11 protein-coding genes, 1 tRNA gene and 1 pseudogene are annotated in these 13074 nt (G+C 69.8%); 3 read left to right on the forward strand and 10 right to left on the reverse strand.

All coding sequences use genetic code 11. From position 1 onward, the window contains the following. The coding region (locus G3I40_RS44775; RefSeq protein ID WP_239092316.1) for an MFS transporter at positions 1-570 on the reverse strand (570 nt) is incomplete at its 3' end. 298 nt (positions 571-868) lie between these two features. On the opposite strand from G3I40_RS44775, the gene G3I40_RS44780 reads away from it, so the two are divergent. Further along, a tRNA-Cys gene (locus tag G3I40_RS44780) sits at positions 869-940 on the forward strand. 72 nt (positions 941-1012) lie between these two features. On the opposite strand, the gene G3I40_RS44785 is transcribed toward G3I40_RS44780, so the two are convergent. The 3 genes from G3I40_RS44785 to G3I40_RS44790 all read right to left on the reverse strand — a co-directional run bounded on the left by G3I40_RS44785 (position 1013) and on the right by G3I40_RS44790 (position 2581). Beyond that, entirely contained in the window at positions 1013-1411 is a 399-nt protein-coding gene (locus G3I40_RS44785; RefSeq protein ID WP_164560525.1) for an SgcJ/EcaC family oxidoreductase, read from the reverse strand. Between the two features lie 147 nt (positions 1412-1558). Further along, entirely contained in the window at positions 1559-1699 is a 141-nt protein-coding gene (locus G3I40_RS46735; protein ID WP_203645933.1) for a hypothetical protein, read from the reverse strand. A 318-nt stretch (positions 1700-2017) separates the two neighbouring features. Next, positions 2018-2581, reverse strand: a complete 564-nt coding sequence (locus tag G3I40_RS44790; protein WP_164560519.1) for a dihydrofolate reductase family protein — start codon at positions 2579-2581, stop codon at positions 2018-2020. Positions 2582-2679: 98 nt separating this feature from the next. On the opposite strand from G3I40_RS44790, the gene G3I40_RS44795 reads away from it, so the two are divergent. Beyond that, the gene (locus G3I40_RS44795; protein ID WP_164560520.1) at positions 2680-3018 is read left to right on the forward strand and encodes a hypothetical protein; all 339 of its coding nucleotides are present in this window, start codon (positions 2680-2682) and stop codon (positions 3016-3018) included. Between the two features lie 99 nt (positions 3019-3117). On the opposite strand, the gene G3I40_RS44800 is transcribed toward G3I40_RS44795, so the two are convergent. Continuing rightward, positions 3118-3531, reverse strand: coding sequence for a hypothetical protein (locus G3I40_RS44800; protein WP_343245220.1), 414 nt, complete (start codon positions 3529-3531; stop codon positions 3118-3120). Positions 3532-4072: 541 nt separating this feature from the next. Here G3I40_RS44800 and G3I40_RS44805 point away from each other — a divergent pair. Further along, positions 4073-4486: a hypothetical protein gene (locus tag G3I40_RS44805; RefSeq protein ID WP_164560521.1), complete on the forward strand. Its 414-nt coding sequence runs from the start codon at positions 4073-4075 to the stop codon at positions 4484-4486. A gap of 478 nt (positions 4487-4964) precedes the next feature. Here G3I40_RS44805 and mycP read toward each other — a convergent pair whose 3' ends face one another. From mycP to G3I40_RS44830, 5 genes and pseudogenes are all read right to left on the reverse strand, one after another. Continuing rightward, positions 4965-6353 carry a type VII secretion-associated serine protease mycosin gene (mycP, locus tag G3I40_RS44810; RefSeq protein WP_164560522.1) on the reverse strand — a complete coding sequence of 463 codons (1389 nt, stop codon included), beginning with the start codon at positions 6351-6353 and terminating at the stop codon, positions 4965-4967. Between the two features lie 1707 nt (positions 6354-8060). After that, positions 8061-8606, reverse strand: a complete 546-nt coding sequence (locus G3I40_RS44815; protein WP_203645934.1) for a hypothetical protein — start codon at positions 8604-8606, stop codon at positions 8061-8063. Positions 8607-8945: 339 nt separating this feature from the next. After that, entirely contained in the window at positions 8946-11264 is a 2319-nt protein-coding gene (locus G3I40_RS44820; RefSeq protein WP_164560523.1) for a molybdopterin cofactor-binding domain-containing protein, read from the reverse strand. Continuing rightward, complete coding sequence (locus tag G3I40_RS44825; RefSeq protein WP_164560524.1) at positions 11261-12820, reverse strand: (2Fe-2S)-binding protein; 1560 nt, start codon at positions 12818-12820, stop codon at positions 11261-11263. Before G3I40_RS44825 ends, G3I40_RS44820 begins: the two co-directional genes overlap by 4 nt. After that, a pseudogene (locus G3I40_RS44830) lies at positions 12817-13074 on the reverse strand (dehydrogenase); the annotation flags it as partial. The pseudogene G3I40_RS44830 and the gene G3I40_RS44825, both read right to left, overlap by 4 nt.

A 13074-nucleotide genomic window follows, 5' to 3' on the forward strand; every position in this document is an offset into this window, starting at 1 on the left:
CTGCGGCAGCGCGAGCGCGAGCGGCAGCAGGACGAGCACCGGGATCCCGAGGAACACCCAGCGCCAGCCGAGGTGTTCGGTCAGGGCGCCGGCCGCCAGCGGCCCCACGATCGACGGCACGACCCAGCTCGCCGCGAACGCCGCCATGATCGCGGGCCGCAGTCGCGGCGGGTAGGCCCGGCTGACGACGACGTACAGCGCGACGATGACCAGGCCGCCCCCGAGCCCCTGCACGGCCCGCCCGGCCACGAACAGCCACATGCTCCCCGCGGTGCCGGCGAGCACGAGCCCGGCGGCGAAGGCCCCGATCCCGGCCGTGACCGGCCCGAGGGGCCCGCGCCGGTCGGCCCACTGCCCGGCGAGCACCATCCCGAACAGGCTGGTCGTGAAGTACGCGGAGAAGGCGAAGGCGTACAACGACACCCCGTCCAACTCCCGCGCGGCGACGGGCATGGCGGTCCCGACGGCGGTGGCCTCGAAGGCGATGAGAAGAACGACGGTGACGATGCCGATGCTGAGCGCGCGGTGCGCCCGGCCGAGAACGCCCTCGCCGTCCGGCCCGTCGGCCATCAAGGGGACGTCGGGAACGGTGTCCTGGGCGGTGTCCGGGATGACGTCGGGGGTGGAGTCGTCGAGGGCAGCCATGCGCTTCACAGTAAGGGGCTTACGGGTCCCTGACCCCTGTCAGAGGTCGGGCTCGGCCTGGTCCCTTGGTCGTACGTCCCGTGCCCGTCCCCCCTCGGACCCCGGCCTCACGGTCCGGGCGCGCTGATCGTGAACGCCGTGTGGCAGTCGCATTGCGGGGGCGGCCGAACCCTTGAGGCGGGCGCGGGCAGGCACCTACGGTCGTAGGACCAAGCAAGAACATGGCCGTGTGCCCGAGTGGTTTAGGGATTCGCCTGCAAAGCGAAGCACACCGGTTCGATTCCGGTCACGGCCTCCGGCAGTCCAACGGCGCTGGACTGCATGCGTCGAAGGGGCGCCCCGCCACAGCGGGGCGCCCCTTCGACACTCACTCCTTCACTTCGGTGTTCTGGCAGACGTGCAGCAGCCAGCCCCCATCGGCCTGCTTGGTCATGACGTACAGCGGAGCACCGGCCGAGTCCCCGTCCGCCGCCGAGTGGTAGACCTGCCGCACCTTGACGGCCGCCACGTCGGCCCGCAGGAACTGCGTATGCACCACCTCATAGGTGACGTCGCCGTCCCAGCTCGCCTTCGGCAGGACGGCGCGGGTGAACTCGGCGATCGCGTCGAACCCGATGAGGACCTTCCCGTGCCCGGTGGTCCACAGGGCATCGGGATGAAAGAGCGCGAGGAAGCCCTCGGGATCCTTGGCACGCTGGGTGCGCTCGACGGTGGCGACGACCTGCTCAATGGCCGCGAGGTCGTCATTCACACTCTCGGGGTTCATGCTCTCGGCGTTTATGCTCTCGGCGCTCATGCGGATCACGCTGCGACCTCAAGTCAGCTTGAGGTCAAGGGAGTTCACGCCACTTGAGGCCAAGGATGTTCACACCACTGGGGGCCAACGGTATCCACACCAGCTGCCGAGACCGGCTCATCCCCCGGCCACGAGAATCACGCCCCCGCCGACCACGACCACGGCGAAGACGACGAAGCCGAGCACGAAGAGCAGCAGCTTCCCGGCCGAGGGCGCGGGTTCGTAACCACGCGGAACGGACCCACCCTCGTCATCCACTGCTCCCGATCCCGTCCCCGCCCCATCCACGCTCCCACCTGTCGCCACTCCGCCATGCCCTTCCTCACGACGACGAATCCCCACCACCGTACGACTCCCCCCGAACACCGACCCGCCCACCCCGGTCACCGCAGATTCCTCAGGCCCCGGAGATCGCTCGCTCCCCCATGACGACCACCACGTCCAACAAGGAATCCGACACCCGACGCCACTTCCTCGACGCGCAACGAGCCGGCGCCCTGCCGATCACCGACGGCCGCACGGAGAACGAGCTGCGCACCCCGGCACTCCCCAGCCCCCAGGCCGCACCGGCCCCGGCTAACGCACCACGCGATAGCGGAGAAAGACGAACTTCGCACCGAAAGTGCGGGTCTCGACGAGCTCGAGACCCACCTGGCGCTCGTCCCGCGGAAAGAACGGAATGCCCCCGCCGACCAGCACCGGGTAGACCACGGCCCGGTACTCATCGATGAGCCCCGCCGCGGCCGCCTCGGCGGCAAGCGTCGCACCGCCGATGGCGATCTCACCCTCCCCGGGCTCGGCCCGCAGCCGCTCGATCTCCTCGACCAGCCCACCGGAGACGAGCCGGGCATTGCCCTCCACGGTCGACAGCGTGGTGGAGAACACGACCTTGGGGAGCGGCTTCCAGAGCCCGGTCCACTCGATCTCCGCCTCATCGAGCGAGGCTTCCTGCTCGGCGGTCTCCCAATACAGCATCGTCTCGTACAGCCGCCGCCCCATCACGTGGACGTCGACTCCCCGAATCTCGTCGATCCAGTAACGAAAGACTTCCGCGTCCGGCGCCGACCAGTCGAACCCCCCGTCCGGCCCGACGATGTAGCCATCAAGCGAGACACCCATCGAATAGGTCACGCTACGCATCAGACGTCCTCCTCGGAGCGGGGCTTCGACAGTACGACCCCCCAACACCCCGAAACTCATCGCGACGCACGGGGAGCCACGGATGAGTCGATCCAGAAATGGGTGTTGACGTGGTGCTGATGCAGGGGACGAGCCCCAAGAAGTGTCGGCTGACGCCAGTGGATTTCGTACAGGACGGAGCGGACCAGTTCTCCACCCTGTGCGCGAACAGCAGCCTGCCGATGCTCAACCGAGTGGACCCGTATCGCACCCAGATCCTCACGCAGGCGGACATGCCCCCGTTCATCTCGGAGCTGGAGGCCACCTGCGACCTGGTGAGGAAACAACGGGAACGAGAGCCAGACCGAGAGATTCCGCAGAAGGTCCAAGACATCCGAGACCTCGCCGACCGCTGCACGCAGGCTCCAGTCCCGGAACTCCACCTCCAAGGCGTGTGAGTTGCCCTTCCCTTGGCCATTTGCGGCGGTAGCTTGAGCACGAAGGCCCGGGCTCTCTTGTCAGCCGCCGAGAGCCCGGGCCTTGACCATGACTACGTGCTAGGCGTTGCCGTCCTTCCAGACGGGGTGGTAACTCGTGTCGCCCTTCACCTTGGTGACCCACACGCGGACGGGTGTGCCCTCGGTGAGGTTGCCGCTGGCCCAGCCGGAGCAGTACGGAGAACTGTGGCCGCGGGTGCTGACCTTGCGGTCGATGTCGCCGTCCCGGTTGACGTCGAGCTTCACCTCGATCCCCCAACCGTCCGCGCTCAAGTCACACGCGGCAATTGAATCACCCGGCGCGTCCCCGTACCCGATCGGATCAGCCCCCGGATCCTGCTGCCAGTAGCCTGCTCCGCCCCCTTCATAGGCGCCCCAGCTGAACGAGGCGGCGCTCGCCGAATTGGCCATGACGAGCCCCAGCCCGAACGCGGCGACCGTGACGCCGACCGCCCGCATCTTGCGCAACTTCACGTGTGGGTCCCTCCCCTGCACACCGCCGAACCCGTACTTGTGTACGAGCATTTGACGGGCCGCCAAAGATTAACGCAAGGGTGATCCACCCACTGCAGTTCTGCCACAGCACGCCACGGGACGAGCGGGGAGTCATGAGCGCGCACATCGCGACCCCAGCATCGAGGGGAACGGGGTGGAGCACCGGGCGTCCGCGATCACCCAACGGCTACATCCGCCCACACGCCAAGCCCGCCCGCCCCCATCCGGCACTCCCACCGCTGCGCAAGGGCCCGCCCGTTGACGAGCCCCGCCCGGACTCCGCATCATCCCCAGCGACCTGCGCCGCCATCTCCCCCAGACCCTCCCCCGATCCCCCTTGATCGGCCACGACGACGGTCACCACACCACCCGCACGCCTGGCGAGGGCCACCGTGACCTGGGGCCCGGGCCCGTGCTCAACAGCATTCGCCGCCAGCTCCCCGACGATCGCCTCCAGCCCCCTGGACGGCGCCACCAGACACCCCCGCCACGTTTGAAGAACCCGCTATGTTCTACCGCCATGCGATCACGTGAGTACGACCTTGACTTCCGCTACAGGGCCGGTCGCGAACGCGCCTGGGGACTCGGCCTGTTGGCGGTGGCAACGCTCCAGTGGGCATGGTGCGCCCTGCTGCTCCTCACCCCGTACACAGTCGATGAGGAACCAGACGACCGCCATCCCGCCGAGTGCGAGTCACGATTGCTGACAGATCGCGGTACAGCCAACAACGGCATCTACAAAGGGGATTGGTGCCAGAACGAACGTGACTGGCCTGAAGCCCTGCTGGTGCTCGGGCTGTCTGTGCCCGTGTCGGCGGCAGGTGTGGCGCTTTTCACGAGCGGCAGGGTGAGCATTCGGATGAGCGCCCACGCCGAGGCCATGCGCGAACTGGACAAGTACGCCGACGCGCGTGACATGAAGTCCACCGGTTGAGCGTGGCCCGCCCCCGCTTCGCGTCTGCGTTGCGTGGATCACCATCGCACAGTGTGATCTTGATGCTGGAGTTGATACCAGTAGTTGAAATTTCGCCCTGCCGAAGATCGAGTGACGGTCCGAAGCGATATACGCGTTCGGTTACGGGATCACTATCAGCCGCTGTGATCTTGTCGGTGCGGCACTACCGTGGATCGAGGGCGAAGACGTCCGAGAGTCGCGAAAAGTTACAGATGGCTTGAACGTGCTGATGTCGGTCACTCGATCCCTGGCGAAGCAACTGGGATGCTCGGCAGAGGCAGATATTCCCACCGGGTTGCCTGCGCCATTGCAGAGATGAGCGCCATAGCGCCAAGGGACCAGGAACAGCCGCATTCGCATCCCGTCGCATTACGGCCATCTTCTTGTCAGGTACGCTATGCCCTCTGGCCAGGCCGGATAAGCACTACTTTCGTCGGCCTTTGGGCAGCTGCGGGCGTCAGGAACCTTGGCGCGGATTCTGCAGATTGTCGCCCTGCGAATAGCCGCCGTATGGCTGCTGCCCCGGCTGCCCCGTGAACTGCTGATTGCTGTAAGGCTGTTGCTGCGGGGCTCCGTACGGGCCGCCGGGGTAGTTCTGCGGCATCGGCGCGCCTGGGGGCGGAAGCTGCTGGTCGCGGCGCCGGCGTCGGGAAACAGCGAATGCCGCCGCTCCGCCGATCACCACGACAGCCGCGACTCCCAGGCCGATCCACATCCCGGTGTTGCTGCCGTCGTCCTTGGCATCCCTTGCCGCCGCAGCCTTCCCCTCTTCACGGGTCTCCCCGCCGGTCGCCTTGGACGCTTCCGAGGACGGGGTCTTGGCGGCCACCGGATAGTCCGACATCGGGAACTTGTCCGCCGGCCCCGGGTCACCCGGCGTCTTCAGTGCGATGCGAGGGCGGACGATTCCGTAGCCGATCGAGTCGTTGCGCTTGGCTCCGTCCGTGGGGGCGCCGATCGTGTTGAGCATGACCCTCAGGACCTGATTGTTGGTCCAGGTCGGGTGCTTGGACCAGATCAGGGCTGCACTGGCGGAGGCGAGGGCGGTGGCGTCACTCGTGCCCTCCGACTTGCAGAGGCCAGTCGACCCTCCGCAAGCATGGACCATGTCAACACCCGGTGCCGACAAGTCCACTTGGGGGCCATAAGTCGAGAACTTCGCGCGGTGAAGATCCTCTCCCACCGCGCCGACTGCTACCACTCCCGGAGTGGCGGCGGGGTACTCCAGCTTGTTGCCCTTGTCGCCGCTGTTGCCTGACGCGGCGAACACCAAGGAGCCCTTCTGCAGGGCGTACTTAACGGCAGGTGCCAGAGCCTCGAACTCAGAATTGGTGCCACCGAGAGAGATGTTGATGACGTTGGCACCCGAATCAGCGGCGTACCGGATGGCCTTGACGAGCTGCGTGCTCTCCTCAAATGGCATGACACCTTTACTGATGTCCGGCATGCGGATCGGAAGGATCTTCGCTCCCGGCGCGAGACCGAACGCCCCCTTGCCGCCGTTGTAAGCCCCGGTCCCGGCGATCAGCCCCGCCATGCCGGTCCCGTGTCCCTCATAGTCACTGTGCTCGTCGCCGTTCTCCAGATTGGAAGCCAGGTCCAATCCGTCAAGCACTCGCCCCTTGAGGTCCGGGTTACTGGCGTCCACGCCCGTGTCGATGACAGCAACGGTGACGCCTTCACCCGTGCTCGTCTTCCACATGTTCTCGGCCTGCATGGCATCGAGGAACCATTGCTGGGATCGCGTCGTATCTGCTTGGGCCGGGTCCGCGGCCAAGCCCACCAGCAGCGCACCGAGGATGGCCGTGGCTGCCGCGCCGCGGCGTCGCATGCTGGTGGAGGGCATTGCTTTACCTCTCGTCGCTCTTCGTCGCATCGTCGACGACCGAAGGTACATTGCGGCGATCATCAGGCAGCCACGTCGACTCGTCTTCAGTCACATAGTCGGGCCTGTCTTGGCCCTCCTCGTCATTGCGTGAGCCGGGGCGGGCACCCCGCGGGGCTGCGCCCATGCCCGCATTGCGTCCAGCCTGGTTCGGTCCATGCAGGCCGTCTTGGGATGAGCCGGGCCCACTGCCCTGGCCGCGCACCAGACCCGAACCACCAGGGCTGAACGAGCGAGCATTGGAACGGCCTTGCTGCTGCCCTCGGCCTCCTACGATTCCGCCGTTCTCAGCCGTCGTCCCGGTAACTCGGCGACCGCCGCCCGAGCCTCGCGCGACTTGCCCACCACCCGTCGTGGCGGGCCGACCGCCCATCGCTCCTTGCCCGGTTGCGGCACGTCCGCCGGTTGTCGGTTGGGCGCCCATTACGGAGCCTCGGGGAATTCCTCCTGCAGGCTTGCCCGTCGCGGGCTGAGGGCGGCCGCCTGCGACTCCGTTAGCCGTCGGCAGTCGGCCTGGGGCACCGCCCCGTCCCGTGGTCGAGCCACTCTGACCGGGCATCATCTGGCCCCCGCGTGCCCCCGGCGCAGTGGGGCGTCCTGTGCTCCCCGAAACAGACGGTGCTGTGCCGCGGCCGGCGCCTCCCGAAACAGGCGAAGTACCTCCGCGACCCAACGGTCCCGTCGTCCCCTGCGCACGCCCGACCGACGGCTGCTGTGCCGCGCCAGCGCGTCCGAAGGCGGGAGGTAGGGCACTAGGAGGGGCCACCATGTTCTGGCCGCCGGTCTGCGGGGCGATCGGGGAAGGCCCCGTCGTCGGCGAAGAGGACACCGGGGATGCCTCCGGGAGCGTGCCCACGGAGTCGATGCCCATCTGCGTGGGAGCTTCCGGAATTTCGGGCGGCGGCGAGACCGCACGGGAGGGAGACACCCCGCCTGACGATTCCGCCGCCGTCGATGGAGTCACCGAGCTTGTGGCTACGTGCCTGGCCACTGATCCGCTCGTTCCGGCTGAGGGCGCAGTCTCTACACCTCCCCCGCTTCCCGGGCGGGCCAAGTCCGTCGACTCGTCTCGCGGAGGCACAAAAGCGGTAGGCGGCGGCGGGAACTTGGGCCGCTGCAATGAATCCATCTGTGTAGCAGAAACCGAGTACGCCTGGCCCAGCTTCGTCATCTCCGCGGCCGCCTCGAGGCGGACCTTCTCCCGGTCGGCCTTGAGGGCGGCGAGTTCGCTGGATGACTTCGAGGAGATCGCCTGGGCGTCCGGGTCGTTGTGTGCGGCCTGCGCCGCGTCCAGGTTCGCCTGGGCGCTCGGCTTGTCGCGCGGGATCGAGGCCTGGGCGGTGCCGATCGCCGTGGCTGCCTGCCCCATCCACTTGGACGAGTCCTGGCTGAAGTCACCGAGGCGAACGGTCGCATTGGCCAGGTCGGAGGCCCAGCCCCGGAACGCGTCCGCGCCCGTGCCCTTCCAACTGACCCATTGCGGGCGCACCTTGAGGTCGTCCGCGATCTTGTGGATCTCCTTGGCCGCCGCCGCCAGGCGATCCGCAGCGGCCTGCACCTCACCGCTGTTGGCCTGGTCGAGCCACTCCAGCATCTGCTCATGGGTCAGGCCCGTGAACTGCGTGCCTGCGGGAGCGCTGCCGCCCCCGTCAATGGGTGCTTCCGCCATCAGAACGCTCCGCCCGAGTCGCCGCCTGAAGATGGGTCCGCGGCCGTGTCCGCACCGCCCTTGTCGGAGCCGTCTTCGCTCTTCTTGTGGGTCGGCGGCACGTACTCCCCGCCGTAGTGCTTCGTCGTCTCCGTGCTGATGGCCTGCATGCGACGGCGGATGTCGTCGTCGATGTTCGCGTAGCCCTTGTGCGAGGCCATCACCGCGATGCCCATGCCCTCTATCGAATCGGACAGCAGACTCGAGAGGTTCTCCAGCTCGGTGATCACCGTCGCGTACGACGTGTGCAGACCGGCCGCTTCCTTGAAGCCGCCGTCACCGCCGCCGAACTGGTGGCGCGCCAGCGCTTCTTCGCCCACCTTCTTGGGACCGGCCGGAGACCCCTTCAGATCCTTGATCAGCTGATCGACCCGCTGCTGGAACTTGGTGAAGGACTCCAGCTCGGTGACGATGTCCCCCACCGCGTCCTGCGCCGCCTCGACCGCGCCGAACAACCAGCCGCCGAGACCGCCCGAGCTGCCGCCCCCACCCTTGTCGTCCGCCATCGCGTACGTCCTCCCCGTTCCCCCGTGTGTCCGTCACCCTGCGCGTCCTCGTCGCGTACGCGTGCCCGTACGTACCGACGAAGCCGAAGTCAGGCACAACTCTAGCCAAGCGCACTGACAGTTCACAGGCGTCCCAGGGCAGAGGCAACACACATCACGTCACAGAACGCCACGACGCGTCACAGTTCGAAACGGGTGGGAGGGGTGGACGGACACGGGCGCCACGCGTAGATACGGGCCGTCAGCGAGCCACCAAGGCAGGGGCTGTCAGGAGGCGACAGGAGGGCGGCTGTCAGACGGCGACAGGGGTGACCACGGTACGTGGATTCACCCCACCTCTCAGCCCGTTGACTCCGCCCCGCCCCCGCCCGACGCCACCGCCGCCTGCGGGCGGATGGGCAGGCGGTTCACGGGGCGGCCCGTGGCCGCGCGTACTGCTGATGCCACCGCCGCCGGGGACGCGACCACCGGGACCGCGCTGGCCGCCTTCGCGCCGAAGGGGGCCACGACGTCGCGTTCCTCGACCAGTTTGACGATGCGGATGTCCGGGGCGTCCAGGGACGTGGGCAGGGCGTAGCCCGTCAGGTCGGGGCGGCGGACCACGCCTTGCGGGGTGCGGAGGTTCTCCGTGAGGGCCGCGCCGACGCCCTGGGTGACCCCGGCCTCGATACGGGCCGCCAGCTGGCCGGGGTTGAGGACGCGGCCGACGTCCTGTGCCACCGCCAGTTCGACCACCCGCACCGAGCCGAGCTCGATGTCGACGTCGACGACCGCGCGGATCGCGCAGAAGGCCAGGCCCACGAACGCGTCGCCCTGGCCCGACGCGTCGAGTGGCTCCGTGGGGTGCGGGCGGCACTGCGCCGTGGCCCACAACTCCTTGCCGTCCATGGCCTCTTCGACCGTGGTGGAGAGGACCCCGTCGTACGACGTGATCTTGCCGTCGGCGATCTGGAGGAGCTCCGTGGACATGCCGAACTTGTGGGCGAGGGGCTGCAGCAGCTGCGTGCGGACCATCTTGGCCGCTCGTTCCACCGCGCCGCCCGAGACCCAGGTGTGGCGGCCGCGGCAGCCGGGCCCGGCCGGCGGCTGGTCCGTGTCCACCGGGGCCACGTGGACCTCGTCGATGCCCAGCGTGTCCTGGACGATCTGGCGGGCCAGCGTGGTGAAGCCCTGGCCGGTCTCCACCGCCGCGCAGATGACCGTGGCGACGCCGTCCTGGACCTTGACCGTGGCCGTCGAGACCTCGTCCGTGCCCTCCGCGCCCAGCATGTGCACCATGCCGATGCCGTAGCCGACGCCGCGACGCACCGCCCCGGGTTCGCCCGCGCCCTCCGGGCCGCCCGGCAGCAGCCAGTCCTCCGGAGGGGTGTCCTTCGGCAGCAGCGGCAGCGGGAACTCCCGTACGGCGTCGAGGAGTTCGGCGACCGGCGCGGGGCACGTCACCGTCTGCCCTGTGGGCAGCACGTCGCCCGTGGCCAGCACGTTGCGCATGCGCAGGTCCGCCGGGTCGACGCCCAACTTCTTGGCCAGCTTGTCCATTTGGGCCTCGTAGGCCGCGCAGACCTGGAGTGCGCCCTCTCCGCGTACGTGCCCCGAGGGCGGGTTGTTCGTGCGTACCGCCCAGCCCTCGATCGAGGCGTGCGGGACGACGTAGGGGCCGCAGGCGAAGGAGACCGCCGCCGCGAGCGCGTCCGAGGACGTGTCCGCGTAGGCGCCCGCGTCGAGCAGGATCTGCGCCTCCACCTTCACCAACGTGCCGTCCGCGTCCGCGTGGTGGCGGTAGCGCAGCAGGGTCGGGTGGCGGTGCGGGTGGCCCAGGAAGGACTCCTCGCGGGTCGCCGTCAGCTTCACCGGGCAGCCCGTGCGCAGGGCAAGCAGGCCCAGCGGGAGGTGGAAACTGGGGTCCTCGCGGTCCGCCGTCGCGCCCGCGACGCCCGTGACGACTACCTTGACGCGCTCCGGCTCCAGGCCGTAGCGGGCCGCGGCCAGATCCCGGTCGCCGTGCGGGTCCGTGGACGCGATGTAGAGCTCCACGCCGCCGTCGGGGCGGGGGACGGCGAGGCCGGCCTCGGCGCCGATCGGTGCCGGGTCCTGGCGGCCGATGCGGTAGAGGCCCTCGACCACGACCTCGCCCGTCGCCTCCACGTCGCCGTGGCGGAGCGGGATGTGGCGGATCAAGTTGCCGTCGGGGTGCAGGGGTTCGGCCGCGAAGGACTGCTCGGGGTCCGTGACCGGGTCCAGGACCTCGTACTCGACGATGATGGCCGCGGCCGCCATGCGCGCCGTGTCCGGGTGGTCCGCGGCCACTGCCGCGAGGGCCTCGCCGTGGTGGCGTACGACCTCGGAGGCGAACACCGGGCGGTCGGCCGTGCGGTGGCCCGCCAGCGGGCCGCCGGGGACGTCCTCGTGCGTGACGACCGCGCGGACGCCGGGCATCTCGCGCGCGTGGGTGGTGTCGATGGAGACCACGCGTGCGTGCGCGTGCGGGGAGCGCAGGATCGCCGCCCACAGGAGCCCCTCGGCCCACAGGTCGGCCGCGTAGGGGAAGGTGCCCTCCGCCTTGGCGCGCGCCTCCACGGAAGGCAGTGTCGTGCCGAGGCCGTGCGGGAGTTCCTCCGTCCCGACGGCCGCGGGGGCCTCCGTCGTCTCGTTCGTCACGCCCGGCCTCCGTCCCCGATGTCACGGATGTCGTGGATGTCGTGGATACCGCCGGTGTTGCGGATGTCCTCGCTGGTGGCCGGTCCGCCCTGGTGCGGGATGCGGGGCTCGTCCGGGGCGGCCGGCTCCGCGGCCTCCACCGACGTCCTGCGCTCCTTGGCGACCTGGCGCACCGCGTCGAGTACGCCGCGATAGCCGGAGCAGCGGCACAGGTTGCCGCACAGGGCCTGGCGGGTCTCCAGGTCGGTGGGGTCCGGGTTGCCTTCGAGCAGGTCGTGGACCGTCATCGCCATGCCGGGGACGCAGAAGCCGCACTGGACCGCGCCGCAGGCGGCCAGCGCGCGCTGTACGTCGGAGGCCTGGCCGTCCTCCGCGAGGCCCTCGACGGTGCGGACCTCACTGCCCGCCGTGGTCGCCGCGGGCACCAGGCAGGAGGCGACGAGGCGGCCGTCCACCTGGACGTTGCACGCGCCGCACTCGCCCTGCGAGCAGCCGTCCTTGGCGCCCGCGAGGCCGAGGCGTTCGCGCAGCACATACAGGAGCGATTCGCCGATCCAGGCGTCGGTGACGGGGCGGTCGCTGCCGTTGACCCGCAGGACGTAGCTGATCTCGGGGTGGTCCTCGTGGAGGGAGTGCGACGCCGCTGCGGGTGCGGCGCCTTCGTCCTCCGCGTCCGCCTCTGCCTCCGCGCCCACAGCCGCGGCCGCAGGCACCGCCGCATCGGCGTCGGGATCGGCCTCGGCTGCCACATCCGGGCGCGGCTCCGAGGGTTCCTGCTCGGTCGGCTCGGCCGCCGGCTCCGGCTGCGCCTCCTCGACCGGCTCGGGCCGAGCGAACTCCGCTTCGGGCCGTACGAACTCCGACTCGGGCCCTGCGAACTCCGGTTCCGCCTGTACGGGCTCCGGCTCGGCCCGTACGAACTCGGGCTCGGCCCGTACGAACCTCGGCTCCGCCCGCACGGGCTCCGACTCGGCCCGCTCGGGCACGGGCTCGGGCTCCGGCGAAGCGGGCTCCGGCAGGGCGGCGGGCTCCGGCTGAGGCTGCGCCCACGGTTCCGACGCCCAGGGCGCGGCCGCGCCCCCGGGCAGCGTCGCGGGCGGCGTACGGTCGCCCCACTGCGAGGCGAGCGCCGACGTCGTGAACTCCCCGGAGTCCTCCGGCAGTTCACCGTTCGCGACGGGGATCGACCACTGCCCCGTATCGCCCTGCACCACGCCGTAAGGCGTCTGCTCGGGCTGGGGCTCCGGCTCGGGCTCCTGGTGCGCGGCGGGCCAGCTGACCTGCTGCTCCTCGGACCGGCCGGGGTTGCCCGTCAGCTCCGGCGGCAGCACCCACACGCCGGTCGCCGCCGGGTCGGTCGCGGCGGCACCCGTGGCCGGGCTCACCGTTATCTGCGGCGGCACGTAGCCGTGGCCGGGGGCGGCCAGTGGTGCGTCCTGGAAGTCGGGGGGCAGCTGTACGAAGGCCGTGGCGTCGGAGTCGTACTCGCCCTGGGGCAGCGGCTCCCAGCCGTCGTGCCCGGCACCGGAACCCGAACCGTTGTACTCGTTCGTCACGACAGCGCCCTCCCAAGTGCACGTCGGGCCAGCGCGGCGACGGTGCGCCGCAGATGCAGTACGGCGGGCGGCAGCGCCTCCTGCGTGCCGTCCGGGGCCGGGGCCTGGTCGGGGATGCAGGCGGCGGCGACGTACTCGCCGAACGCCTGGATCGCCTCCGGCACGAGCGCGCCGCGCTCGCCGTCCCAGTCGATGAGCGAGGCCACCCACTGCTCGGCCTCCAGCGGCCGCAGCGGCATCGGCGCGATGGCGCC

The sequence above is a fragment of the Streptomyces sp. SID14478 genome, assembly GCF_010548525.1.
In the GTDB taxonomy this organism is placed as follows: domain Bacteria; phylum Actinomycetota; class Actinomycetes; order Streptomycetales; family Streptomycetaceae; genus Streptomyces.

Bases quoted from the DNA above. Each gene is read 5' to 3' on its own strand.
- G3I40_RS44785 (WP_164560525.1), bottom strand. From the start codon at position 1,411: ATGAACCCCGAGAGTGTGAATGACGACCTCGCGGCCATTGAGCAGGTC.
- G3I40_RS44790 (WP_164560519.1), bottom strand. From the start codon at position 2,581: ATGCGTAGCGTGACCTATTCGATGGGTGTCTCGCTTGATGGCTACATC.
- G3I40_RS44795 (WP_164560520.1), top strand. From the start codon at position 2,680: ATGGGTGTTGACGTGGTGCTGATGCAGGGGACGAGCCCCAAGAAGTGT.
- G3I40_RS44805 (WP_164560521.1), top strand. From the start codon at position 4,073: ATGCGATCACGTGAGTACGACCTTGACTTCCGCTACAGGGCCGGTCGC.
- mycP (WP_164560522.1), bottom strand. From the start codon at position 6,353: ATGCCCTCCACCAGCATGCGACGCCGCGGCGCGGCAGCCACGGCCATC.
- G3I40_RS44815 (WP_203645934.1), bottom strand. From the start codon at position 8,606: ATGGCGGACGACAAGGGTGGGGGCGGCAGCTCGGGCGGTCTCGGCGGC.